Consider the following 26,355-nt stretch of genomic DNA (forward strand, 5'->3'; position numbering starts at 1 on the left):
AGAAGATGTTCCAGAGTCATTCAGCTCAGAGGTATACAAACTTGCTCTTCGCAGCGGAGTGCCCGTGGCGGATATCACCTTAAGAATAGAGCTCATATGGCGTCTCCTCCTTGACTACAATGAGCAACTCCCCTTCTGCAAAACGAAAGAGCTTGCGATGGAAAAAGCTAAACAATCCGACAAGCCGCAACGAGGATACCGGATTCGGCGCGTTGTTGCGATTCTTATCACTCCAATTACGATATGATAGCTTTCTCTGTAAGCGACATTTCCTTGCCCTCAAAATGAATTAATAGGAATGAATATCGTCGAAATGACTCAAAAGGCGCTGCTCCAGCCCTTTTTCGTCTGTTGTTAGTTCCTGCATGATCGGAATGCTCATATCGGTATTGGGATTGTATTTAAGGCCCCAGTGCATCATGGCAAATACGACCGGGAATAGATCAAGTGCCTTTTGTGTCGGCCGGTACATCGTTTGGGCACGGTTGGACTCGCCTTCAATCTTGACGAGAAGGCCTGCTTCAACGAGGGATTGGAGCCGTGCGCTCAAAATATTGGTTGAGATATGCTCGCGTGAAGCAAGAAACTCGCGATAATGCCGCTTGTTGTGAATGAGGACGTCACGAAGTATGACAAGGCTCCATGGGTCTCCCCATATATCGAGCGCATATACGATTGGACAAACTGTGGAAGCTCGCTTTTTCATAACCTAATTATACGAACTGTACTTGCATTCTGCAAGTTGGCGGCGAGCATGATTTCAACTATGTACTTGCATTTTACAAGTACAAATTCTATACTCGACTTGAAAGATCACAAATACCGAGAGGGGAATCCTGAAATGGATCAAAATTTGCGCCTTTCTTTTACGGTAGACCAAAGCCCCGAAGAAGTTTTTGCCGCTATCCTCAACGTCCGCGGATGGTGGTCAGAAGAAGTTGAAGGCAGAACCGACCAAATCGGCCAATTCAAGTACCATTACCGAGACATTCACCGCAGCACCATCAATATCACAGAACTCGCCCCAAATGAAAAGGTAGTTTGGCACATCGTGGACAACTACTTCAACTTCGTAGAGGACAAGAGCGAGTGGACGGGTACAGACATTGTCTTTGACATCATCAAAGGGGAAGGCAAAACAGAAGTTCGCTTTACCCATGTAGGCCTCGTTCCCTCTTACGAATGCTACTCTGTCTGTTCAGACTCCTGGGGCACCTACATAAATGGCAGCCTACGCGACTTAATTGCGAAGGGGAAAGGCAAGCCCAACCAAAACGAACAAATTGTTACCAGACACCGCTTGGAAAACTCTTAAAGACACCCTCCCGAACCTAGTCAGAAGCCCCGCTCTTTGTCATCTATCGGCGAAAACAACGGGCGGGAATGAGCCCGTCTTTGCACAACCTCATGCATGCGCTTGCCTCCAAGCGTCGACCAGCCGCTTCTTCTGCAGCAGATGATGGCGGTAGTGCATCTCGATCAGTTGGAACCATTCGAGCGCATTCAAGCCGCCGAGGCGCGGGTGAACAACCGTATTCTGCACACGCTCGAATGCTGTCCCCTTGCCGGGCTCCGACAGGTCTTGGGCAACCGGATCAAAAGCCGCCGCCACCATCGGCTCGATTCCGGTCATCCGACTCACCGTATCGCGCAGCCCGTCAACGATTTGCTCCTTGCTTTCCGGCTGCGGCGGCGTGTACTGAGGCGATGGGGGAACCTGAATGCGCTCTGCCGGAAAGCTTCCCGCCTTGAACATTGCCTCCCCCTGCTGTGTCTTGCCTGTAGGAGAACCTTCCGGATCGCCATTCGGCGCAAGGCACAGCTCTACATTCCGCAAATGCATAAACTGCGCGGAGCGGATCAGATGCATATGCATCTGACCAAGCGACCATTCCGCTGCCGCAGGCTTCCATAACAGCTGCTCGAGACTGAAGTTCTCCAATTCCTGAATATATCCATTCACGGTGTCCTCGAACTTGCGCAACGTTTCCTTTGTATCCACTGCCGAACCACTCCTTTGAACTGAGTTGGCTCAAGCATACAACATGGCTCCTGACACAAGTGTGTCAGTACCTCTTCCGCATGTTTTCGATTTCTGCGCGCATTCGATCCCGCAGCGATTCCGGCTCGAGAACGTGCACCGCTGCTCCCCAGCCGAGCGTCCACTGAAGCAGGTCCTCGATCCGCCGGACGCGGAACGTCGCCAGCCAGCCTTCCTCCCGCGGCTCGAACGTTTCCATATAGAAGTTGTCCGCTCCCTGAACCAGGTCCGCGACAGCCGGATCGACCCGCATCCGTACGATAACGTTCCGGTCGTCCGCAGGCCGCCGGTCCTGAAGGCTGAAGCCGGGAAGGACTTCAAAAGAGGCTTCAAGTACGATGAGCTCATTCATGCGGGACAGCCGAAAGTGGCGAATGTCGCCCCTTAGTCCGCAGAACGCGACAAGCATCCACGTCCCCTGAGAAAAAACGAGACCGTAAGGGTCAGCCGTACGCTCACTGTGGCGACTTCCATCCGGTCCCGGCAGGTTTTTTGAATAGTGGAAATGAATCTTGCGCTTCTGCACAATCGCCCGTCGCAGCTGCTCGAACGTCTCCTTCTCCTTCCCGAGTGTTCGGGCCGTTCTATCGCTCAGCAGCCGGATCGCCGACCGCAGCCGGGCCGTTTCCTCGAGTACATTCTCCGGCAAGATGGCCTCGATCTTCTCCTGCGAGCTGCGGGCGCTCGAGCCGTACTCCGCGTCCAGCCTCAGTTCCACGAAGTCCGCCCCGACGAGCAGCGCTGTCGCTTCCTCCGCCGTGAAGCTCACGGGGGGAAGAAAGTAACCCCCCATCAGGGAGTAGCCTACGCCCGTCGCACCTGCCACCGGAACGCCCATTTCGCTAAGCGCTTGCATGTCGCGGTAAATCGTACGGACGCTCGTCTCGAACCGGCCGGCCAGATCCTCGGCTCGCAGCACTCCCTTGCGCTGCAGCTCAATGACGATCGCCAACATCCGATCGGTTTTGTTCATTGCTGCCCACATCCTTTGTCCTGCCCTGCTTTTGTCTACTATATCGCTATCTCGGAGGTTTGTCTGCAAGTGGAATTCTGTCAGATGTTGACGCGGAAATGGCATCCTGAAGCTTCTGCAATTGCCTAGCGCTTGGACACCTTACTGGAAGTTATTTATGCAGCTTGTGGAAACGGTCGGGAGGTGCTTGCGGGAGCGGTTTCGCGTCGCAAGGGTCTAGTGGATGAGGCGATTTATCTGGGAAGACTCCTTTTGAAGCATATGCCCGACGAAATGCTATATCATATATAGGAATAAACCTGCCCTATAGCTAAATAAAGACTGCAGCCACGCTTTTTAGCCGGCTGCAGTCTAGTATTTTAGGCAATCGTTCCCGGTTAGAGCGGAGCACCTTGTAAGGGACTACTTCTCCAATTCATAGCGGGTCGCGATGATGCCCGACTTGAACGTCCGGCTGGACTGCAGCTTGAGCCTGATTTTCTCGACGCCGCCGTGGAAAACCGAAGTTCCGCCTCCGAGGACGACCGGACAAATCGTCAATAGAAGCTCGTCGATCAGGCCGAGCTCAAGCAGCGTCTTCGCAGCTCCCGGGCTGCCGAAGATAACGAGATTTTTTCCCGGCTCCTCCTTGAGCGCCTTGATTTGCTCAGCGATATTGTCCTTGATCAGCATCGTATTGTTCCACTCCGCCTTGTCCATCGTGCCGGAAATGACGATCTTCTTAACATCCTGCACCCATTTGGCATGCTCCCTATCGTGCATCGACGCATTCGGATGGTCCAGCACCATGGGCCAGTGGCTCTCCATCATCCGATACGTCGTTCGTCCATATACAGGAGAGCCCACTTCGGCTACGACCTCCTCGGCGTACTTCTCCATCTCTTCGTTATAGGGAATCCAATCTAGTCCCCCGTTCGAATCCGACGCATACCCGTCCAGCGATACATGCATGAACAATACGAGTTTTCTCATGACTGTTTCTCCTCCGTTTTCGAATTCAATGTTTGTCCTGCTGTTACGTTCACTATAAATCATTACGTTGCGTAAGGTTCAAGGAGGAATCCATTTTGGAGATCGCCTTTGGTGCAGTCTCTAGCCAGTACCCACAAGGAAGCTTTAAAACGGCGACAACCGACCGCGGCAAGGATTGGCAATCGTCTATTTTACTTATGAGCTGCTTGTTATCCTTACCTGCTCCCCTTCAGTGATTAATCCCAGCTTTTTACCTATTTTAATTGTATAGCAACAATCATTTTTCGCCGTCACTTATGATACGGTTCGCCGCATCATCTATAGGGCAAAATCGAAAGGGCACCTGAATGGGGTGCCCTTCGTTGGTACCGTTTGCGTCAAACACGGCCTACCTGCCTTCGTTTCATAGCTCGCGGGGGACAATTACAAGAGTGCCGTCACCGTTGATGATGAATGTACCATTATCGATCCATTCGTTTATTGCTTCCGAAAGTTCCTCGGTGAAATCCTCGCCAAACTGGATAAAATACGAATTATTTTCCATTACTATGGTGCCGTTGTTGGCAAACGACGGGTGGTTATGGACCTTTAGCGTGCCCTCAATGGTAAGCTTTGTGCCTGCAGCCACAACAAATGGATCACTCACAATAAGCGTTACGCCTTCCGGAATTGTCAAATTGCCCGTTAGCGTAGCTGGGCCTGACATGGATACTACCGTGTTCGAGACTTGAGTGAGATTCGTCAGTCCGGCTGATTGGGCAACCGCGATCCATGTAGGGATAATGTTGTCCGAAATCAACTTCACCGCATTCGTGGCCGCACTTCCTAGAGCGCCGTAATCTGCGTCGACAGTAACCGTAACTTTCAGCCTCTTGCCTCCATCCGCTGCCTTAACCGTGTAACTTGCCGTTGTGGCGTCAACACCCTTGGCAGGGATATAGTCTCCGGGTAATAGGTCTTCCGTATACCACTGATACGTAACGCGGTCGCCAGGCGGATTGCCATCAGCCATCAAGACATCCGCATGCAGGGTATCACCTATTCTAGGATTTGTATTGTCTATAATAGGATAATTATCAAAACCAGCGATTACCGCATTGGTTACCGTGGTTTTCGTTCCGGCAACCGGACCTAAGCCTGTCACAATGACTTTCAGCTTCTTGCCTATATCTCCTGCTACAGGTCTGTAAAATCCGGCTCCCTGGGATTCGAAGACTTCACCTGTTGCATTCTGATACGTCCCGCTCCCTGTTTCCGTTTCTACTTGCCATTGAAAAGACACTCGACCTTCTGTCGGATTACCATCACTCATCGATACTCTGGCATAAACACCGGAATTTACCCCGCGCCAACCAACCCCCGGATTTACATTGGGAATTGTTACGCCAGTGATATAGATAGAATCGATCACCGTGCTTGTCGTAGCGGTTTTTGTTCCGGTTGCCGGGCTTACGCCCATCACCACAACCTGCAGTTTCTTACCCATGTCATCCGCCGCAACCGTATAGCTCGCTGTCGCGTTGCCCGTACCCGTCGCATTCTGGTACGTTCCGCTTCCAGCCGCCGACTCTACTTTCCATTGGTAGATCACTCGGTTGCCTGCAACATTACCATCTTGCATGGTTGCGCTAGCCGTAAGGATCGCATCAATGGTCGGATATATATTATCTATCGTTACTCCCGCGACACCAACAGGCACCGCGCTTGTTGCTGCGCTTGTTGCCGTTCCCGATGCTCCCGCTGCACCCGTCACCACAACTTGCAGTTTCTTACCCGAATCTGCTTCTGCAACCGTGTATGTTGCGGTTTGGCTGCCCGTGCCCGCTGCATCCTGGTATGTTCCACTATCTGCCGTCGTTTCTACTTTCCATTGGTAGTTCACTCGGCTGCCCGCTGCATTGCCATCTCCCATGGTGACATTGGCAGCAAGGGTATCTCCCACGATAGGATTGACAATATTGATCGTTACCCCTGAGACTGGTATGAGCACTGCACTAGTTGCTATACTCGTTTCTGTTCCCGTTGCTTCCTCTGCGCCGGTAACCGCAACTCTCAGTTTCTTACCCATATCCGCCATTGCAATCGTGTAGCTCGCCGTTGTGCTGCCCGAACCGGATGCATTTTGGTACGTCCCGCTACCTACATTCGTTTCTACTTGCCATTGATAAGCCGCTCGGTTGCCTACTGGATTACCGTCGCTTATTGTCGCAGTAGCCGTAAGGGTATCTCCCACTTTATAAGACGCTTGAAGAATGATACCTGCATAATTTACGGAGGGACCCGCCTTCCACTGAGCGGTGTACGCAATATCCTGGGCGGGCATCGTTTCAGGCATGGCGGAAAGCAAAGGAGACCACTCCTTGAACACATTGCCTGCCTTTGTCACTTGCGGCGCAGAGACGATAAACGTGGACGCGCCGTACACCACATTTATCGTGGTTCCGCCCGTACCTCCATTGGCATCAAACGTCACCTTGTAGCTGTTGCGCGCGTAATACAGTTTCAAATGCAGCGGGCTATTCGTCGAATCCCCCACTACCCCTGATGCGATAGTACCCGACATGCCGCTGTTATACGTGAAGCCTTCATAACTTTTGGGCGTTCCGGTAACTGTATTATTGGCTGGAGCAACTATCGTCTCGGATTCGGTTATCGTATATGCACCCGTTAGATCTTGCCGAATATGGTCTACCGTATAAGAACCCTGTTTCCATTGTGACGTGAAAGTGACATTATGCCCTGGCATTGTCGCGGGTATGGAAGGCGACCATCCCATGAACACGGCATTTCCATTGGTTACAGCAGGTGTCCATATGTTCATATTCTGACCATAATAGATCGTCTTGTTAATAGGGTTGGTATAACCGCCAACAAGCGTACCTCCGTTTGGATCAAATGTTGCGAGATACTGGTTACGTTTGTAATACATCTTTAGAACAGTAGTCCCATCGGCCGCGATTGTACTCGTGAGAAGCGTGCCTGGGGCAGAACTGTCATAGCTAAAGCCCTCATAACTCTTTGGCGTTGCGTTAATTGCCGTATCCGTCGTTCCTTTTAATAATTCCACATCAGCGATTGTATATGTGTTACCTCCGATGGGATATCCGTATTGGTCCTTTCCCATATCCTGCTGCAAGTATACGATTTTGTAAGGCGTATCGTTTCTGGCTGTCCACGTCGCGGTGTATGTAGCGTCTTGACTCGGCATGGCGTTCGGAACGGATGGCGACCATCCGGCGAACGAATAGCCTGGCCTTGTCATTACCGGTATTTGAGTGGATATGTCCTTCCCGATTGGCGCGCTTACCGTACTCCCGGCAGATGAAGCCCCATAGCCTAATTTGAAGGTCATCATCCGATCCGCGGGCCGGTAATAAATTCTGGCGACTGCCGTGCCGTCTCCCTTAATGTACACACCGCTTACAGAACCAGTTAAATAACCTTGGAGCGCGAATTTGTTGGAGGTGATATTAATCTCCGTATTTGTTGTCCCCTGCAAGTTCTCCGTAGCCGCAAGGCTGGCATCTCCTCTGTTCGGATCTATTAAATAATGTTCAACGGCATACGGCGTATTGCTGTTCGGCACCCAGTGCGCATAAAGGTGGAGATCCTTTGCCGGCATTGTGTTAGAAATCGTATACTTCGTGCCGCCGTCAAGAGCCGTATACCAGCCTTTAAAGGTATATCCTGAATATACGGGAGCCTGAACATCAATTTTTGCATCATAGGGCGCAGAAATGACTCTGTTGATCTCACCGTTCCTCAGTTCCAGTTCGATCGTATAATTACCCTGTCTCGATGACCAATACAATGGCAACGTGCGCTTTATTGGGGATGCGCTGAAAGCCAAGGACGCATTCTTCCATGTAATAACCAAGTTGCCTGCGCTCACCGAATTGCTCTTGTTGGCAACTTCTATCGTTCTGGTGCTCGGATTATACTTGAAATCAGGATTATCCACCTGGATATCGAAATTGGATGGATCATAAACTTTGGCAGTCGCGTCTCCTGTTTTCATATCGATTCCATTCATCGTAAACAGTTTGTCCGGAACTTGGAAGGAGGTCGCAGCAGGCACGAATGTAAATCCAAGCGAATCATCCTGGGGGTATGCGAAGTCATCGGCATTGTTTTGCGACCCCGCAGAATAAAGCAGCCATTCATTTTCGTACAGCGGAACATCTCCCGAGAGCAAACCGCCGCCCAGCTGCGCCCCGACTACTGAAACCAAGTAAACTCCCGATTCCAAATACAAAGCGCCTAGAGAATCGGCCGTCTTGCCGGCGGACGTATTCGTCAGCTGGTAGTAGAAATATCCCCATAATTTCAAATAAATTCCAGCCTCTGCAGAGGCGCCTATACTATTCAATTTAACACTTAAAATACCTGCCTTAAGTTCCATTAGAAGACCTGCGCGCAATCCTATAGTACCCAGGACATAGAACTTAAACTGATAGTTACCATCACCTTGTAAACTTAAGGTGCTGCTGCTGCCTGTAAAAGAATAAACCTTTACGGTAGCCGTATACCTCTTGGCGCTCTGATAACTATAATCCGCACCCACCGTCAGATTCGGATTGACACTGACGACAAGAGTAGCCGTAAATTCAACTTGAACGAGACCCGCGCAAACACTTGGACGGTTCCTCACGAGTTCTTTGCTTAGGAACGGAACCCATTCCGTTTCGTTCTTCAGCAGGCTCCGATACTTGTTCTTCAATGTAGTCGCGGAGATTGCCCCGGAATCATCGACACCCTCAAGCAGCGCTTGAATCTGCTGAGCGATGTTTACTGCGTTGTTTATCTTATTCCAGTCCTTTAAAGCATCCTTTAGATTAGTCTTTGCGATGGTGCCGATCTCGGCCGTTATCGTGATGCCTGTGTACGTATAGGCATCTAGGTTGGCCGTTATGACATAGTCATCTATGATAGGAACGAACAAAATTTTATGGGTCTGCGTCTGGCCATTAATACTGAGACCAAAATGCATTTCTTCAAGGAACGTGCTCGTCAGATGAATAATAATGACATCTTTATTGTCGTTGTTGGAATCAATGACGATATCGCACTTCACTTGGAGAGAGACGCTAACCCCCGTATATCCCGGAAAATGCTGCAATTGACTGCCTATCGAAGGTATGATAGTTAGATTTTCCACGCTTACTTTTTTGCTGGAGTTTGTTGCAGCCATCGGTGCAAGCGCGTTGTACTGCTGCTTGAAGCTGTCGGTTTGCAGCGCCGCAGTGGACAAATAATTAGCCGCTTGATTGACGAATCCACTTGCTACGGCTTGCTGCTTGATTTGCCCTTCCAGACTCGCGACTTCGGCATTCGATAATAACTGATCTCCGTCGAGCGTTTGCTTCTGATAGAAATTCAGAGGGTTCTCTAGTTGTTCCTCCGTTGCATCTGTATAAGTAAGGATATCCATATCTTCCGCATGCGTGATCGACGTGATGAGTCCGTATCCTGCAGAAGTGGCTCCGCTGCCGAATTCACCATTGTAGAAAGCGATAAAGTCCCCTGCTTTTACAACGGTGAGCTCATCCAGACCCAGCGGCGAATACTTACTATTACTATAGTTCATCGTTGTATGCTCTAGCGTGATAGAGTGGTTCGTCGCGCTTCCATCCGTGTCCGCTGTCGTGCTCACAGGAAGAACGTTCGGTTTAACTAACACTTTCTCGGGATCTGCATGGGTATAGGTGTAGGTGTTGCCGCTTTTCGCCGTGATCTCTACATAAGCCACATCGCCGTTGCCGGCGTCGCTTGTATGTACAGTACGCTGATCAGGCCGAACACCTGTATATATGGCAACGGTATCGCCAACTTGAACCGAATGACCGTCATAATCGAAAGTACCGTTTAAAACGTTAACTGAGCCCAGACTTGTTCTGCTATCGCCAACCTCCGCAGTGATAACCGGAATCGATAGGGAGTCCACATCCGTACCGTTCTCCGTCATGTTCGATACGTCCGAGAACGGCACATAAACCATGTCATGGTTTAGCGGTAACTGCACGACCTCTTGTTTGGCAATGTCAAAAACATAGATCGTGGTCGTAGGGTCTTGACCTGCAAAAGAAAGATGGGCGTCCGTAAGCGTAAGCTGGTAGGTGTTCCCTTCCTCGAACGCGCCGCCTTTGGCAACTACAATGAACTGACCATGCGAGCCGGTTACTTCAATGCCTGCAAATTGGGGATTGCCCGGCGATTCAAACTTCATTCCAGCTTTCACTTGGTCTACCGTCATGTTGCCCGTAGCATCATCCACTTTGATCGTGAAGCTCGGCGCTTGATCCAGAACCGTAATACTCGGAATACTTTGAACGGCATCATCGAGGCTTTCAATATATTTGGCATACAACGTCATGTTTTCGTTGACTGTACTGCCATCGGCGAATATTCGTGTAAGATCACTGTTCTTATACCAACCTTGAAAAATAAACCCTTGCTTCACTGGAACCGGAAGATTGCTCATAGTTTCACCTTTGTGGAGCTGAAGGCTAGCAATAGCCGGTCCGCCATTTGTTACAAACGTAATGGCATAAGTAACAGCGTCGCTACTTCCTGAGTTACCGCCACCGCCGCTGCTAGCATTCTCGGTTATTGGTGTTGGCGTTGGTGATGGCGAAGGTGTTGGAACTACTTGATTCTGGCTCGCCCAAACCTTTACAACTTCGTTGCTGCGCATGCAAAAAGCAGCCGCTTCAACACGAGTTGCGCTAGACTTGGGTTTGAAATCACCATGCTCGTCTCCGGTAAGCAAGCCTGCCTGCCATAGCTTGACAACCGCATCGACCGCCCAAGGAGAAATATCCGCGATGTCACTCGGTAACGTTGTTACTTTGACGTTCGTTTGATAAGCGATGTTTTCATTTTCAAAATATCGTAATGTCAGCGTCACCATCATTTCTCTTGATAGAGTCTTGTTGGGCGAGAAGGTGTCGCCACCCGTACCGCTTGTAATGCCTTTCTCAACTGCCCATTGCACATAAGGCGCATACCAAGCAGTCAGCGGCACATCTGTAAATACAGAAGTGGTGAATTTACCTGCATCAACACCTGCGATTCGTCCAAGCACCGTTACATACATGGCACGAGTCATTGTACTCTTCGGCGAGAAGGTATCTTGTCCAGTACCCGTGAATATATCATTTTGCAGCACATACATTACAGCATCGTAGAACCAATCCGTTGATTTTACATCTTGAAATGTATTTTGCGCTGTCCCTGCATTCCGTGATGCATCATGCCATGTTATTGGCGTAGAAGAGGAACCTGTTGGCGCGACCGCACTTGTTGGAGCAGCAAATGCCCACGTTGATAATAACGATACCAGAATAGAAAATAAAAGTAAGAAGCTAATCGTTCGCTTATGCCACTTGTTCAAGTCCAACATCCTTCCGATATGATAATCAATCCAATATCTGTCCGGCTCGGCTAGGCATTTTTCGAAAGTTTAGGCGCCGATAAAATCAGACAAAATAACTACTAAACCCCTGCAGGATGTCGATATTCTGCTACAACTTAGCACAGGCGGTCTAAACAAACCCTAAACAATCCGCTCATAGAAAAAGGAGTATCCCTCAGTCATACTCGATGACTGAGGGATACTCCCTTCAAAGTAAAATGCTTCAGTTTATATCCAGCAGTCTCCTGACCGCTTCCTTTGGCTTCATTCCGAACTCGGTCAACAACATCTTCTGGAGCGCCTCATATTGCTTGATCGCTGAAAAGCGGTTACCTGCCAGCACCATCACGCGGATGAGCAGCTCATGAATATAATCATTCAACGGATCGCGCGCAAGCGCCTGCCTCAGCAGTTCCGCAGCCACATCATACTGCCCCATTTCCTTCTCACGTTCATGGAGACGAAGCAACATCTCGACGTACTGGTTTTCCAGGCGAACTCGCGTCGGCTCTGCCCATACGTACGAGGTGCCTGCCATATAGCCTTCTCCATATAATTGAACTAGCTCACTGGCAAAGTCCCGCAGCTTGATATCATCGATCTGCGTCTGAGCCGCCAGCAAACGATTCCAGTCAACGAGATCACATTCCAACTGACTCATATCGATTCGGTAACCGTCTCCCACATGCTGAACGATGCCATCAAGGCCGATTTGGCTTAAAGCCTTGCGTAAATAGTGAGCCGTCGTATTAAACTGGGCCCCTGCCCTTTCAACTTGCACCTCTCCCCACAAAGAATCGAGAATTCGATCCCTGCTCACCGCCTCGCCGCGATGATGAAGGAGAAAGGCCATCAACTCTTCGGTTTTGGATGTCCGCCACTTGATCGCAGTACCGTTCTCCGTCTCTACACGCAATCGCCCAAAACATCGAATCTTCATTCGCGGACGTGTGTTATTCATGTGAAACGCATCTAGTATGAGACCCGCATAACTGGACACATCCGTCGATCCCGCCCCCTTGTCTCCATGCGACTGCACATAAATAGACAACAGCTCCGCCATCGCCGCGCCTTCGTTAACGAAGCTGCGGATGAACCCTTGCGGCTTCGCGATACGCAGTGCGATACCCAGCTTCGCCAGCGCCGGCTCAATCCGACCATTATTATATAACGCCATGCTTTGCAAAATCAGAATGTGAATGCGGTCCCGCAGACGGTCTTCCTTCGTCAACAGATGATACTGCCGCTCTGCGAGAGAAAGCGCTTGTTCGTATTGTTCGCATGCGGCAAGCACGCGAACCAGCGCCAACTGTTCGGGCACTTTGTCCAGCGTTGCCTCGTCCGAGTATGACATCCCACATTGCTTCAACCATCGCTGAGCAGACGCCAAGTCGCCTTGACGCACCGCCAGGCTGGCCTGTTCCGCTTCGATTTTCCGTAGGAAGATTTCATAGTCCGGTGAATCGATCCTCAGCTTAAGTCGTTCTAGCAGCGCCGCAGCTTCTAGTGAGTTCCCCTTCGCTTCTTGAATTCTCGAAGCCGCCACATCCAGTTGATACATATTGCGAGGAACGGGCGCGAGTCCGTCCGCGCGGTTCATACGGTTGATCCAAACTTCCGCTTCCTCTAACCGATTCCACTCGCACAATAGCTTGGCATATGACGCATACATCGGCGTCGCATACGGATGGTTCACGTGATCCCGCCAATGACCCGTCATCCTGGCGAAAAATTGTGCCGCGCCATGATAGTCGTTAATGTAGCACAGATGGTCATCAAACTCTTCTACGGAATAATGTCTATTGTTGCCGCCTTGAATAAACAAGCTGTGCTCAGGTGCAGACTTATCCCCGCGGATAAAATATTCAGCTGTGCTGACAAGGTCTTTGGATACATAGGCAGCAGAAGCGCAGATATAATAGATTTCTCCCATCGTCGCACACCATACGTCCGCATCCATATGATCCTTCATCGCTTCAAAACGGACCCGAAGCCGCTTCGCTCGATCCGGAATGCTTTTAAACTGCCGAATACCAACCATCGCATACAAATAAAAAAGCTCGAGGAATGGCCTATGCGATAAGTATTGCTCAGGCACTTTCATCACCCAGCGAGCAACGACGAAGTTTTTGCCGCCAATCAGAAATTCATGCAGATAACCCTCGATCAGTCGAACGGCGTCATCATACTGCCGCCCCGCCAAGTAGTGCTCTGCCGCTTCTTCGACAAAGCCATTATTTTCGAGCCATTGCGCGGCTCGCGCATTCGCTTGAACCCACAGCTCAGGCTCTGTTCGAGCGAGCATCGACTGTAGAAAATCAGACAGCAGATGGTGATAACGATACCATCTGCGTTGATCGTCCAATGGAATAATGAATAGCTGTAGCTGTTCCAATTGTTCCAGCTGTTGCTGGCCTCCCGACTGGCCGGTCACCGCCTCGCACAAGGCGTAATTCATCTGGTTTAATACGGAGGTTTGCAGCAAAAAACCGAGCATCGCCTCCGGCAGATCGCCAATGACTTCCTCCAACAAGTAATTCGATACGAGCTGTTGCTGACCGCTGAACTGACGGATCATTTCAGCCACATTGCCGCTCCGTTTCAGGGAGATGGCCGCCAGACGCAATCCGCTAATCCAGCCTTCGGTTTGGTTGTACAATATATGGAGTTGCTCCATCGACAGCTTCAATTCCGTCGTATCTTGGAAGAAATCGGATACTTCCTCAGGTCGGAACCGCAATTGTTCAATCGTAATCCGTCGCATCTGGCCTTTCGACAACAATCTTGTTGTCGGGAAGGATAGGTCATTGCGACTTGCGATATATAAATGAATATGATCGGGAAGATATTCGAGCAAGTAGCTCATCGACTTCTGGATGGCGGGCATCGTCACCAGGTGATAATCGTCAATTAGGATGACCAGCTCGCCTGGCAATCGATACAACTCGTTCAACAGCGCAGTCATTGCCGGCTCCATTGACGCGGAAGACGCAGAGGGCCCCTGAGCTAGCAGTGGCCAAACCGTCCGGCCAAAACCTACAATCCGATTCTGGATCGAAGCGATGACCGTGTTCCAGAATGTAATCCATCCGTCGTCCTGCTTGCCGAGTGATACCCATGCAACAGATTTCTCTCTTTGTCTGGCCCATTCGCTTAACGCCGTCGTTTTCCCATAGCCGGATGGAGCGAATACGAACGTCAGCTTCGCATCCATGCCCTGATCTAGCATACGAATCAGATCCGAGCGAATAACCAAAGTATGCCGTTCATGAGGAATATGCATCTTTGTTGCGGCAATCATCAAGGCACCCTCCGGAAGTAAGACTGAAAATGAGTAATGAAGTGTAACTTCGACAACAAGTCGTAAATTCCTACGTCTTATTGGCAAACTTAGTGTCACCGTTATAATTTCGCCCTATTTGTGATAAGGTTCAGCTTAACGGTTCTACCGGCGAAAAATGTGAATAATGCTGCCGTAGCAGCTCTCCCCGTGCGTTTATTAGGTGATTTATTTCAGTTATGCTATAAAATATTGTGGTTTAAAGTACGTCACCCCACGCGCATTGGGGAACTTCCCATAAAACGATGTATCAGGTCTTTCGGCACTGTGGTACGATTCTCCGCGCTGTCCGTCTATCGTCCATATAAAGACAAAATACCAGCCGCTTTTTCAATTAAATGTTCTCTGATATGCGAAGGGCTCAAACATTCGCAGTGATTGGTAAACCTTAATAAGGAGTCATAACCTTGCTCATTATCTTCCAATGAAATTGTTGCAGTGTACCAGCCATCCGAATAAGAAACAATACAATCTTCACCATAATAATCTATCATCGTCTTTTTAATATTCTCATTAAATCTAATTTGAACGTTTATCCATGATACTTCTTTGGAGAATGATGCATCCATCTCATCGATTTCAAAATTGCTCGGGACAAATGTAGTCTTTGATAGAGAAATATTAGATATCCGGTAAACTCTAAATGTTCGAAACTCCTGCTTTGTCCGACAAAAGCCTTGCAAGTACCAATGATTTCCCTTGTGAACAAGTCGGTACGGCTCGACTTCCCGGTTGGACGTCCCTCCCTGTGCGTTGCAATATTCAAAATGTAATATTTTCTGCTGATCCAAAGCTCTTTGCACGCATTCTAGAAATTGCTCCAAACGAGCGTCTGCATACCACGGCGTCAGGTCAATGACGATTTGTTCCGTTTGTCTTTCAACCAACGATAATTGATTACTAGGCACCATACCTTTGACTTTGATAATGGCATTTTTGGATTGCTCGTCTTTTAATACAGATTGAAGGCCTAACAAACCAATAAGCATCGTGCGAATGTCGTTGTTGGTAAAAAACTTTTTATCTACTTTATATTCTTCCAGAATACCAATGCCGCCCAGACGTCCAGGGTAGGTTACGATCGGAATACCCGCCTGATTGATAGCTTCAATATCCCGGTAAATCGTACGGGTAGTCACTTCCAAAATGGCGGCCAGCTCTTTAGCATCCATTTTTCTGCGTTGCATGAGAAGCATAATAATGGAGATTAATCGGTCGATCCTCATCCTGTCACCCCCTCTACCCTTTAAACTATGACATAATGTTGTCAAGTTTTACATGATACAATCAATCCAATTCTATCATTGGAGGTTGGGCTGAATGAACGAGAACCAAATGTTGCATGCTGAGAACCATACCATTACCCCTTGGATCACTACAAAAAGCACAGAAAAATTGATTGCCTTTTTGGCTTCCGCCTTTTATGCACAGGAACTTGGCCGGGTATACAATGCTGACGGAAGCATAGGGCATGCAGAGGTACGCATCGGTGATTCAAAAATTCTCATGTTCGATTCTCCTGACGAATGGCCGCCGTTTCCTTGCTTAATTCGTCTGTACGTGGACGACAGTGATAAATTTTATGCTCAGGCCATAGAGGCCGGCGCTACATCCATGACGAAAGTGATAACCCAGGCATGGGGGGAACGAGGTGGAAGAGTAATTGATCCGTTCGGGAATATATGGTGGATAACATCCAAAATAGAGGACGTTAGTCCTGAAGAAATGATAGAGCGGTCAAAACAGCAAAAGTATATCGATGCTATGGAATATGCCCAGAAGAGCTTTAATCCATTTTTGACGGATGTGGAAAAGAGCTGAAAGCCAGAGCCTGAACCACCAAAAAGAGGATTTTTGCAGACATTTTCGCCGTCACTTATGGTAAGTTTCCCCCATTGATCTTGAATGCTTGAGAACGTTGCCCAAGCTCAACCTCACCATCAGCACGACGATCAGGGCGATACCCGAAAGGGTGACGTGCCAGGTCTGGCGCCAGCGGTTCGCACCGTCGATGACTGCCGCTTCGTAATGAGCAGGCCGAGCGCCCAACTGAGGATTCCCTCCGAAGGGGATAATATATCGATCAGAATGTCGCCCAGAATAATCCAAGACAGAAAATGGGGGGCCTTTTTTTTTCAATTTTGGACTTTTTCAGGAGCAACTAATTAGTCGAATCCGAAGGCCACACTCGCCCGCTCCTCTGGGTGTCTATGCGGTAATCGGAATATTTGCCCCGGAAAAATTCACGGCCAAGCTGCTCGGCGGCGGTAACCGGAGAGCTTGGGTCATTCACCACCTCGCCGCGGCTGTTGCCGAAGCCTCGTACGACACCAACAAATTCGGAGTCTGTGTAGCGGGAATACTCCTGAATTTGATGGATAATGCCGAGCGATGCGCCCGGATAAGTCTCCTCGGAAGCCAGCGCAAGGCCAATACGCTTGCGGGACATCCTCTCCATAACATGGGCCGATTCCGAGTACGACGCTGCATAATAGCAGAATGTGCGATCGAAGAACGCTTTTGTCTGAGCTGATAACCCGTACCAGTACACCGGGGAACAGAACACCACACCGTCGGCCGGTAGAAAGTCATCGAAAAACAGCGTCCGGTACTGGTCGGCAATAGCGCACTCGCCGTCCGGAAGACGACATGTCCGGCAATCATGGAGGAAGCTTGAAATGTACGAGTCAATGAACCGCAACGATACCTGAGTTCTCACCTGCTCGGCGCCACGCTGAACAGCTGCTGCAAGCGCGGCAGAATTCCCTTCGCGTCGCGGGCTGCCAACGAGGATAAGCAGCTTTTGTGAATGGTTTTTTGGATTCAATTCTATTTCCCCTTTCCAAATGCGGTTTTATGTTTAACGCTTTCTTATCCTCATTGTAATAATGAAATTGCAAATTGAATAATGATCGATATTGATATCGGTATCATTATTTCTGATATCCCTTTGAAGGAGTAAAGCATGGAACTGATTGATCTCAAAGTATTTTTGAGCATTGCAGAAGAAGGCAGTATTTCGCGGGCAGCTGAACGATTGGAGTACGTGCAGTCGAATGTTACCGCGCGAATCCGTAAGCTGGAGTCTGAATTGGGGGTAGAGTTGTTCCACAGACATTCCAAAGGCGTCACACTATCTGAGAAGGGGATCGTATTCCGCAAATATGCGCTAACGATTATGAATTTGTCCGAAGAAGCGGTTAAAGAGGTCCGGGAGACTTCTTATCCAAGCGGCTCCTTAGCGATCGGCGTTGTAGAGACCGTTACGTGCGGAAATTTTATGAACATCTTATCAGATTTTCAATTGCAATACCCTGATGTATCGCTTTCCTTTATAACTGGAACCTCATCGGAGCTTCTTGCAAAGGTGCTAAACTATCAATTGGATGGCGCCTTCATCACTGGTGATATCAAGTCGCCTCAGTTGATTTGTGAATATACGATGCAGGAGCAGGTCAAGCTACTGACCAAAAAAACAGATGAGGTTTACCCGGACCTGTCGAATACAAAATGGGCTGTTTCTCCGAAGGGATGTCCATTCAGAGCTATTTTGGAGGAGTGGCTTGGCAACAAAGGAATACCTCTGGTGAATATGATTGAAATCGGTTCGTTGGAAACGCTCCTGAGTTGTGTGCGGTCCGGTCTTGCTGCTACGCTGCTGCCTGAATCCGTGCTGACTGGAGCCTACAAGTCGCTGGGTGCATTCACGATTCCGGCAGCGTTTAGGTGTACGCAGACAAACCTGGTTCGCCGGAATGCTCCATTTTCCAGTAAAGCCTTGACAGCTTTCGTAGAGATGGTGAAGATTGCTGGCCTGGAATAAATTCCACCCGATTCCATTTTATAACTCTATTTCCTGTCTCCCTCCTCTATGAAGTGGAGGTAAATAAAGTCTTAAACTGCGGCTGCTGCAATGATTAAACTAGAATGAAACCAATTCAATTTTGGGAGGGACTATATCATGGAATATGAGATTTTGGAGCTAGGCGATTATACCCTGCAGTCAGGTGCAGTGCTAAATAACGCTTTTCTCGCATACAAAACTTATGGGACTTTGAATGCTGAGAAGAACAATGTTATTTTGTATCCTACAGCTCTGGGCGATACCCATCGAAGTAATGAATGGTTGATCGGCGAAGGTATGGCACTGGATCCGAATAAATACTTTATTATTGTTCCAAATCTTTTAGGAAACGGCTTGTCTTCATCCCCTAGCAACATAGAAATACCGTCAGATAAGAACTCATTTCCTCTTATTACAATCTATGATAATGTGCGAATACAGCACCATCTCATGATGTACAAACTAGGAATTAAGAAGATTGCTCTGGTCACAGGCTGGTCATTAGGAGCTATGCAAGCCTTTGAATGGGGAGCCGCTTATCCCAATATGGTTCAACGGATAGCACCTTTTAACGGAACAGCCAAGACTTGGCCTCACACCTATGCCTTCTTTGAAGGTGTAAAAGCTCCACTGGAGACTAACGGCACGAGCACAAGCTTACGAGCCGTAGGACGTATTTACGCCGGATGGGGACTCTCGCATGCGTTCTATCGTAATAGCTGCTACAAGGAGCTAGGGTACGATTCATTAGATGAGTTTATTGCCGGTTTCTGGGAGCAAAACTTTCTTACGCTTGACCCTTACAACTTATTGGCAATGATTCGCACAGGGCAACATGCCGACATCAGCAATAATCCCTTGTACAAGGGTGATTTCAATAAGGCACTCCAAAGTATCAAGGCCCAAGCCTGCATTATGCCAGGAAAAACAGATCTCTATTTTACGCACGATGATAGCATGTACGAAGCCGATCATATGCCGAACGCATGCATACATCCAATAGACTCCATTTGGGGACATTTTGCTGGAAGGGGTATTCATCAGCCTGATATCTCATTTATTAATGATGCACTAAATAATCTTCTATCCAATTGAATTTCATAAATCAAAAGCCTTGCTGGGCTTTCCAGGGCCGCCAACAATTCTAATTCAGTGTAAAAGACAAAAAGATTTGGTCGAGCAAACTATTGTAAAAGCCTTGTACGCTGATGTGCTATATGAAAAAGCAGAAAAAGGATTGATAGTGACAACAAGCAGCTTTTCGCCTGGATCAAGAAAATTATGTTCTGCTCGGGCATATCCAGTCGCGGAGGCGAATCGCGAAACTCTACGCAGTTGGATTATGGTGATGCGTAAACCAGATACCGGCATCTGGAGCTTGTAAAAAGTATATTTCCCTGTAAATTATACCTGTTCTTCAGAAGCTGATCCATAAGATTTCGCCGTCACTTATGATACGGTTCACCGTATCATAAATAGAGCGAAATGAAGGACGCCCTGGTTAGGCGCCCTTCACACTTGGACAAGGGTTTGAAGCAGTGACCCGTGGCTGTGCAAAATCACAATTCACCGAAGTGTTCTGCCGAGGATGGTTGGTGAGGTTACGTAGTAACATATGCAATCACAGGGATCCCTCTTTCATCGATAGTATCCAGGGGTACCTTACTTTGCTTTAAACTCCAGGTCATCAAAAAGGCCAGTTTCAAGTTCACTTGTGCTAAATTCTAACTTGATATCTTTTCTTAACGTATTATAGTCTATAATGATCGTACGAACGATCTTCTTAATCAATTCAAATTCCTCATTATCGAACGCTTTTTTAAGTTCTTCATCTTCCACATTCTTTCCAGAACCAGAGTAATGGCGATGTGCATACCGGTAGGCGACAGCAAGCTTCAGCAATTTCTGCGAGGCAATATCTCCGTTTGCTATGATAAAATCACAAATCTGCTTCTTGTTGTACTCAGTAACGGAATCCGTTATTTCTTCTGCCTTCTGACTTAAGATAGTACTAGAAAAAAGATCTGCTTTCATTTCCGTCCGTTTACCGTGGATTTCAAAGAAAGGAACGTCATCCGATGGATAATTTAAGCCATGATATTTCTCAGCAAAGTATCTAAAGTATTCCGACTGAGCTACGATGGCATACAGCTTCGCATATAACTGGGAATATTGTTTGTAATAGAAATCATTTTTAAAACTTAACTCCGTAGAAAAATCCGCAAACTCCTTTTGAAACACATTTTTTACTTCTTCGGTTTTTTGTGTAATATCCCCAATGTCTTCTTTGGTCGCTAAGTTTTTCCCTTTTTCGTTCATATAAGTAGGCAAATAGTTTTTTATAAAAAGTCCAAGAGAAAAGAAACCCGCAATAATTACTAGAAGCAATATTCCATCCCACATTAAAATCATCCCCTTCGTTTAACCCTAGACAATAATATCGCACCATCAGCAGCGGAGCTGTTAAGTTCAGTTGAACGATACTGAACCCCAATTCAGCTTTAGCTATTGTGGTTTTACATGGACAAATGCTCAGAAAGGAACCATGTCAATTCACCGCCGCGTGATGTTTTGGCCTTATGGAGAGGGAGCCTAGTAGTCATCCTGCATTAATGTGTCAGAATCTAGGAAACATGATAAGTATCAAACACACCATTAAAGCCACAAGATTTAATAACATTTTCGTATTCCTTACGTAGTACAATATCATCAAAGTCATTTAGATACCAAGTAACATCTGCATTCGTTAATCTGCGACAAATCTCCGTTATGTATATTTTATCAACTTCGGAGAAAGAAAATCCGAATGAATATACTTTATCAACAGATATTGTTCTAATACTATTAAAGAAGTCCTCGTTCACCTTAATAGCTTCGGTTGTGTTCTTTCTTAATTTTTCTTGCATACCTTGTAGTGAGTTCTCAGAACCAACATGGCGCCCCATATATTCTTCTGTATAATCAGTATTGTTTCCATGCCCGAACAATAATTTGCCGCCTTGCTTTCCGTGAATGTGGCAAACATTCTTCGCTTCGTATAGCGCCTCTAACGTAGCAGTGTAGTTGAAGGTTAGGAAAAGATCTTTACCATTATCAATCAACTTTTCAAACTCACTCTTGGGAGATACTTCATCAATATCAATTGTATTGATCCATCCAGCAAAATAATCGGTAATCTCCAATACTGCTCCGACAAGGTTGTTTGATAGGTCTTCATTTCTGTAAACTTTATGCCACTCGTTATCATCATCTTCATCATCAAAGTTATCGAGGTATTCATCTAAATTTAAATAACCAAGTGATGTTTCGAGATCGGACCATTTTTCACCTTCCGGCTCGGCATTAGTAATGACCTCCATTAAGAAACCTACTACATCAATATCACCATAACTCATATCACCATCAGGCATCATTTGAGCTTCGGGTACACATCCATCGAATGAAGCATCCGGATATTCCTCCTTAAGATATTGATGAAAGTCTTCATAGGATGTCCTCATTCCGTGAGCTATGTCAAACCCATTACCAATAATAAATAAACTAGTCATTCTCATCACTCCTTTACCAAACGAAGGAAAACAGCGGCCTATTTCCTCTTATTTCTGATTTAGTAACTCTTTAATGTTCCAAAAACGGAGGTCTCCTTAAACTTGAATAACCTTATTTATAAGAAGCTTGAAGGTAGAACCTGTAGAAGTAGAGTAATCGAACCACTTCATTGAATATCTGCCATCAAGGTATAAAGCATCTCCTAAGGATCGAATAGTACTCGTTGCTGTGTCTTCCTTCCATTTAAGTTGACCAGTTAAAAATGCGCCTTCATGAACCCTAAACGCCTTGTCCTTAGTTTCTTTAGGGATCTTCCACTCTTGCCAGTATTCGTTATCATTAGTTACAATAACAGCATACCCGGATGTGTTGGGTACTTGTTTTACAACACGTTCAAGACGTGCTATATCTTGCACTATTAAGAATCGATTATTTGCTGGTGCTCCATGTCGTGCTAATTCATATGTTTCACCCAAATGCTGTAACGTTATCTTTCTTGTTTTATATTTAAGTTCAATTGCAATATTTTGCCCATTAGAAAATTGAATCCAAATATCAATGTAGGTTCTACTACTAAACGCCTGTGGATTATACTCTAGCCTAATCAAAGCATAAGGATACATTGATTGGATTTTCCATGCAAACGCAAACTGAAAATCTGATTCTGAGTGGAAAACTGGACGATCTTTTGCTAATTCATTAAGTGCTAAATAAATATCAAAGTTGGAGTCCATTGACTTCCTCCAAATTCCCACTATATTTTATCAGACATAAATTATATCGCTCTAAATTATTCATTTGAATTTCCGCAATTAGTTGAGGATTGAAATTATTGATCAATCACCTATTATCAGAAAAATATCAATCCTCATATTCAACCTTACAAAGAGAAACCTTATAGCCCACTTCTTTTATTGAACGTACATGATCAACCAAGTTTATAAGGCTAAAGAAGAATAAACATTCACTAAGGACACCTTCTTTAGTTGTAGGTATCACATAAACAAACTCAGGAGCCTCTTGGTCTAAAAAATCCTGTTTAGACCACATTTGACTGTATGCTTTTTCCACCTTCTTTTCTACCCTCGGGTCCCCTCTTAAAAGCCTCGCAGAAACGCTTCCTTGGGCGAAAAGATGGCTGAGAGTTGCAGAACTGTACATTTTCTTAACGCACAAGTACTGCATTTCCTTTGTTAAAAGATCACATATCTCATATTTCTCGGTTGAACTAAAGTAAAGGAGCTCTTTATCAAAAAGAAGCCAGTTTTTGATTTTACCAACCCTTTCGTTATACTCCCCTTCCTTTTCTCCCACCTTTATAGCAGGTAACTTTAAGGTGTCAGTTATATCAGGGATAGCTTTAACTGTTTCTTTGATCATTTTCACATACTCATTGTCTACTTGAAACCAGTTACCCAGTGACAACACAAAAGTTTCCGAAGCACTGTTTATTTCCGCCACAATAAACTCACGCATCTTATACTTTGCAGTTACAGGAGAGCCCTCACTATCCAAACCGATTATATGTACTTTATCTAAGTAATTATCTATATCCGGATTATCATCCAAGAAATTATAGAAACTCTCCAATGTTATGTCAGATAACTTGTTACTTCGAGTACCCATAAAAATTTTGTAATGATCCACATTTGATTCAGGAATTTCTGGTAAAGCCACTGTAACCTTTTGAGTCACTCTGTTATCCAAATATCCTTCTAATTCTACATTTAAATTCTGAACTTTGAGATCTGTGCGTTTTAAGGGGCGGAGATAATCTATAAATTCAAAATGTTTTTTATAGACATTCGATTCGAATTTTTCTAACAGATCTTCACAGAGCTTCCCAAGTTCTTTAAGTGTGGTATCTGTAGTAATCGCTAAAGAATCCGAACCTGACAGTTTAGAAGCGAATTCTTTTGTTGTAGGCTTACCGCTTACGTATCTAATCCAATCTATATTCTGATTTAGACCGAATTCAGAAACTTTACTCCCTACCGTCACATGCGTTCTTCTTTGCTTGGTAACCAAATCAATGTTCCTTGTATCTAGTGTTTCTATGCGTTCTGGATCTATCTCATTTAAAGTAACCCGCATACCAAAACCTTGCTCTATTCTTGATCTATCTAAAGCACTATAAGCAAACCCAAAGGGGACGGCAAAGACACGATTCTTCACTCTCAGAATGATTAAGAAGGAATTTGAGGCATTTAGTAATGCAAGATGTGATAAGTCGAAGTTTTGGCCCACAAACTCCAGCCATTTAGGAGCCTTAACTTTATTACTCTGTACAAAAGCAATGCATTCATAATTCAAATCTCCTTTTTTAGGCAATTCAAAAAATGGATTGTTTCCAGAAAGATATTTCCGCTGTATCGCCTTCTTAAAGTCCTTCACATCCTCATTGAGTAAGTAAACAGAGAGTTTCATAAGGTCACCTCATTCGAAATAGGATTATTTACCTATATTTTACTTCTTTACCTCCCTTCTGTCCTTACATAATTTGACGGAAAATGGGGATTCTTTATTAATTCCATATTTTAATGACCGGAAATTAGTTGGACTATGTAAACCCCATACTATAAAATAAAAATATCAAGACACCTATCGCACATATGTTCCCTTTGTTATAATAGAGTCTATCTTATGTCGGCCAGAATGGAGGCTTATTATGCTAATGATTGATAAAAAAAATGAATTATTCTCAGAACTTATGCTGACTCAGATCAACGTTACTCGGCAGCAAGTTAGCAAGGCGACTGAGAAAGAAATCAAATCAAACCTAGGTCAATTTTTCACAGAACCACGTCTAGCTCTTTTTATGAGTGACATGTTTGAAATAAATGAGCCTCATATAAATCTACTTGACCCCGGAGCCGGCATTGGTATTCTTACAACTGCAACTATCACTCAAATTTGCAAAAAAGATAAAAGGCCGCTCAGTATCCATGTAACAGCAGTTGAAATTGATGAAACTCTGTTGGAACATCTTCGATTTTCTTTAGAGTTTTGTAATAAGCTGTGTTCCTTAAACAATATTCAGTTTACTTATTCTATAATTCATGATGACTTTATAAAGTACGGTTCAACACTACTCAAATCCAATACAGGAGGAATGTATAGTAAGGTAATTCTAAATCCCCCTTACAAAAAAATTAGCAGTAAGTCAGAAACACGGCTAACACTTAGGGAGATTGATATTGAAACTACAAATCTTTATAGCGCGTTCGTAGCAATATCAAAGAAGTTACTCATTCCTAATGGAGAGCTGGTGGCTATTACTCCGCGTAGTTTTTGTAATGGAACCTATTTTAAGCCTTTTAGATCAGACTTCTTGAGTGACATGAATTTTAGAAAAATTCATCTTTTTAACTCTAGAACTGATGCTTTCAAGGATGATGAGGTCCTTCAAGAGAACATTATTTATCATGCTGTAAAAGAATATGAACACAAGAATGTTACTATTTCATCCTCAGAGAATCTAAACGAAGAAGCATCGACACATACGCTCGAATATGATAAATTGGTGCACCCAAACGATGAGGACAAGTTCATAAGAATATTAAGAGATGAAGAAGACCTGAGAGTCAAGTCGTTAATGGAGGGTATAACAACTACTCTTGAGGATTTAGGTTTAAAGGTTTCTACAGGAAGGGTAGTTGATTTCAGAACTAAGGAAAACCTTAGAAGTGCGCCTGGTGATGATACAGTACCTCTAATATATCCGGTCCATTTTCATAAGGGATCTTTAGAATGGCCCCTCTTTCCAGCAGATAAACCAAACGCAATTTCGCTAAATGAAGTAACTATCAAACAACTAGTCCCAAAAGGAAACTACGTATTAGTTAAAAGATTCTCTCCTAAAGAGGAGACACGACGTATTGTTACTGCGATATATAATGAGGAGCATATGAGCGCTGAGTTTGTAGGCTTTGAAAACCACCTTAATTATTTCCATCGGAATGGACAGGGTTTACCACTAGATTTAGCAAAAGGTTTAGCAATATATTTAAGTTCAAGTCTAGTAGACTGTTTCTTTAGGCAGTTCAACGGTCACACTCAAGTTAATGTTGGCGATCTAAAGAGTTTACCCTACCCTCCATACAAATTACTTATTAAGATGGGGACTGCATTCGATAATCATTTTCCAGAACAGCAAGAGATTGATAACATTGTTTCAGATTTATTGGAATAACTATTTAATAGGCTGCCTTTTGGCAGCCTA

At 45.9% G+C, this 26,355-nt stretch carries 18 protein-coding genes and 1 pseudogene; 6 read left to right on the forward strand and 13 right to left on the reverse strand.

The window, feature by feature from the left end; genetic code table 11:
- Positions 1–289: 289 nt before the first annotated feature.
- Positions 290–706 (reverse strand): winged helix-turn-helix transcriptional regulator, encoded by a 417-nt coding sequence (locus tag CIC07_RS24715; RefSeq protein WP_076357269.1) that lies wholly within the window; start codon positions 704–706, stop codon positions 290–292.
- A gap of 135 nt (positions 707–841) precedes the next feature.
- Here CIC07_RS24715 and CIC07_RS24720 point away from each other — a divergent pair, with 135 nt between their 5' ends.
- Positions 842–1,315: an SRPBCC family protein gene (locus CIC07_RS24720; RefSeq protein ID WP_076357267.1), complete on the forward strand. Its 474-nt coding sequence runs from the start codon at positions 842–844 to the stop codon at positions 1,313–1,315.
- Between the two features lie 90 nt (positions 1,316–1,405).
- Here CIC07_RS24720 and CIC07_RS24725 read toward each other — a convergent pair whose 3' ends face one another.
- The 6 genes from CIC07_RS24725 to CIC07_RS24750 all read right to left on the reverse strand — a co-directional run bounded on the left by CIC07_RS24725 (position 1,406) and on the right by CIC07_RS24750 (position 15,966).
- On the reverse strand, positions 1,406–2,002 hold the full coding sequence (locus CIC07_RS24725; protein ID WP_076357265.1) for a DinB family protein: 597 nt from the start codon (positions 2,000–2,002) through the stop codon (positions 1,406–1,408).
- A 64-nt stretch (positions 2,003–2,066) separates the two neighbouring features.
- Entirely contained in the window at positions 2,067–3,014 is a 948-nt protein-coding gene (locus CIC07_RS24730; protein ID WP_076357263.1) for a helix-turn-helix transcriptional regulator, read from the reverse strand.
- 402 nt (positions 3,015–3,416) lie between these two features.
- Positions 3,417–3,986, reverse strand: coding sequence for a dihydrofolate reductase family protein (locus tag CIC07_RS24735; protein WP_076357261.1), 570 nt, complete (start codon positions 3,984–3,986; stop codon positions 3,417–3,419).
- A 403-nt stretch (positions 3,987–4,389) separates the two neighbouring features.
- A complete protein-coding gene (locus CIC07_RS25740; protein ID WP_159442433.1) occupies positions 4,390–11,379 on the reverse strand; it encodes an InlB B-repeat-containing protein in 6,990 nt (2,329 codons plus the stop codon).
- Positions 11,380–11,623: 244 nt separating this feature from the next.
- A complete protein-coding gene (locus CIC07_RS24745) occupies positions 11,624–14,701 on the reverse strand; it encodes an AfsR/SARP family transcriptional regulator (RefSeq protein ID WP_076357257.1) in 3,078 nt (1,025 codons plus the stop codon).
- A 332-nt stretch (positions 14,702–15,033) separates the two neighbouring features.
- A complete protein-coding gene (locus CIC07_RS24750) occupies positions 15,034–15,966 on the reverse strand; it encodes a helix-turn-helix transcriptional regulator (RefSeq protein WP_076357255.1) in 933 nt (310 codons plus the stop codon).
- A gap of 94 nt (positions 15,967–16,060) precedes the next feature.
- On the opposite strand from CIC07_RS24750, the gene CIC07_RS24755 reads away from it, so the two are divergent.
- On the forward strand, positions 16,061–16,561 hold the full coding sequence (locus tag CIC07_RS24755; protein ID WP_076357253.1) for a VOC family protein: 501 nt from the start codon (positions 16,061–16,063) through the stop codon (positions 16,559–16,561).
- Positions 16,562–16,651: 90 nt separating this feature from the next.
- On the opposite strand, the pseudogene CIC07_RS25630 reads toward CIC07_RS24755, so the two are convergent.
- Positions 16,652–16,863, reverse strand: a pseudogene (locus CIC07_RS25630) (sugar ABC transporter permease); the annotation flags it as partial.
- Positions 16,864–16,901: 38 nt separating this feature from the next.
- Positions 16,902–17,567 carry a flavodoxin family protein gene (locus CIC07_RS24760; RefSeq protein ID WP_076357251.1) on the reverse strand — a complete coding sequence of 222 codons (666 nt, stop codon included), beginning with the start codon at positions 17,565–17,567 and terminating at the stop codon, positions 16,902–16,904.
- A gap of 138 nt (positions 17,568–17,705) precedes the next feature.
- On the opposite strand from CIC07_RS24760, the gene CIC07_RS24765 reads away from it, so the two are divergent.
- The 3 genes from CIC07_RS24765 (at position 17,706) to CIC07_RS25900 (ending at position 19,968) form a co-directional block, all read left to right on the forward strand.
- Positions 17,706–18,563 carry a LysR family transcriptional regulator gene (locus tag CIC07_RS24765; RefSeq protein ID WP_076357249.1) on the forward strand — a complete coding sequence of 286 codons (858 nt, stop codon included), beginning with the start codon at positions 17,706–17,708 and terminating at the stop codon, positions 18,561–18,563.
- A gap of 138 nt (positions 18,564–18,701) precedes the next feature.
- On the forward strand, positions 18,702–19,679 hold the full coding sequence (locus CIC07_RS24770; protein ID WP_076357247.1) for an alpha/beta fold hydrolase: 978 nt from the start codon (positions 18,702–18,704) through the stop codon (positions 19,677–19,679).
- 76 nt (positions 19,680–19,755) lie between these two features.
- Positions 19,756–19,968 carry a restriction endonuclease gene (locus tag CIC07_RS25900; protein WP_157741978.1) on the forward strand — a complete coding sequence of 71 codons (213 nt, stop codon included), beginning with the start codon at positions 19,756–19,758 and terminating at the stop codon, positions 19,966–19,968.
- A gap of 278 nt (positions 19,969–20,246) precedes the next feature.
- On the opposite strand, the gene CIC07_RS24780 is transcribed toward CIC07_RS25900, so the two are convergent.
- The 4 genes from CIC07_RS24780 to CIC07_RS24795 all read right to left on the reverse strand — a co-directional run bounded on the left by CIC07_RS24780 (position 20,247) and on the right by CIC07_RS24795 (position 24,560).
- The gene (locus CIC07_RS24780; RefSeq protein WP_076357243.1) at positions 20,247–20,987 is read right to left on the reverse strand and encodes a hypothetical protein; all 741 of its coding nucleotides are present in this window, start codon (positions 20,985–20,987) and stop codon (positions 20,247–20,249) included.
- Between the two features lie 221 nt (positions 20,988–21,208).
- On the reverse strand, positions 21,209–22,132 hold the full coding sequence (locus tag CIC07_RS24785) for a bacteriophage abortive infection AbiH family protein (protein WP_094248293.1): 924 nt from the start codon (positions 22,130–22,132) through the stop codon (positions 21,209–21,211).
- Between the two features lie 96 nt (positions 22,133–22,228).
- Complete coding sequence (locus CIC07_RS24790) at positions 22,229–22,867, reverse strand: hypothetical protein (protein ID WP_139334428.1); 639 nt, start codon at positions 22,865–22,867, stop codon at positions 22,229–22,231.
- Positions 22,868–22,994: 127 nt separating this feature from the next.
- On the reverse strand, positions 22,995–24,560 hold the full coding sequence (locus tag CIC07_RS24795; protein WP_076357239.1) for a DUF6119 family protein: 1,566 nt from the start codon (positions 24,558–24,560) through the stop codon (positions 22,995–22,997).
- Positions 24,561–24,807: 247 nt separating this feature from the next.
- Here CIC07_RS24795 and CIC07_RS24800 point away from each other — a divergent pair, with 247 nt between their 5' ends.
- The gene (locus CIC07_RS24800) at positions 24,808–26,325 is read left to right on the forward strand and encodes an Eco57I restriction-modification methylase domain-containing protein (RefSeq protein ID WP_157741980.1); all 1,518 of its coding nucleotides are present in this window, start codon (positions 24,808–24,810) and stop codon (positions 26,323–26,325) included.
- Positions 26,326–26,355: the final 30 nt, after the last annotated feature.

The sequence above is a fragment of the Paenibacillus sp. RUD330 genome (assembly GCF_002243345.2).
Taxonomy (GTDB): domain Bacteria; phylum Bacillota; class Bacilli; order Paenibacillales; family Paenibacillaceae; genus Paenibacillus_O.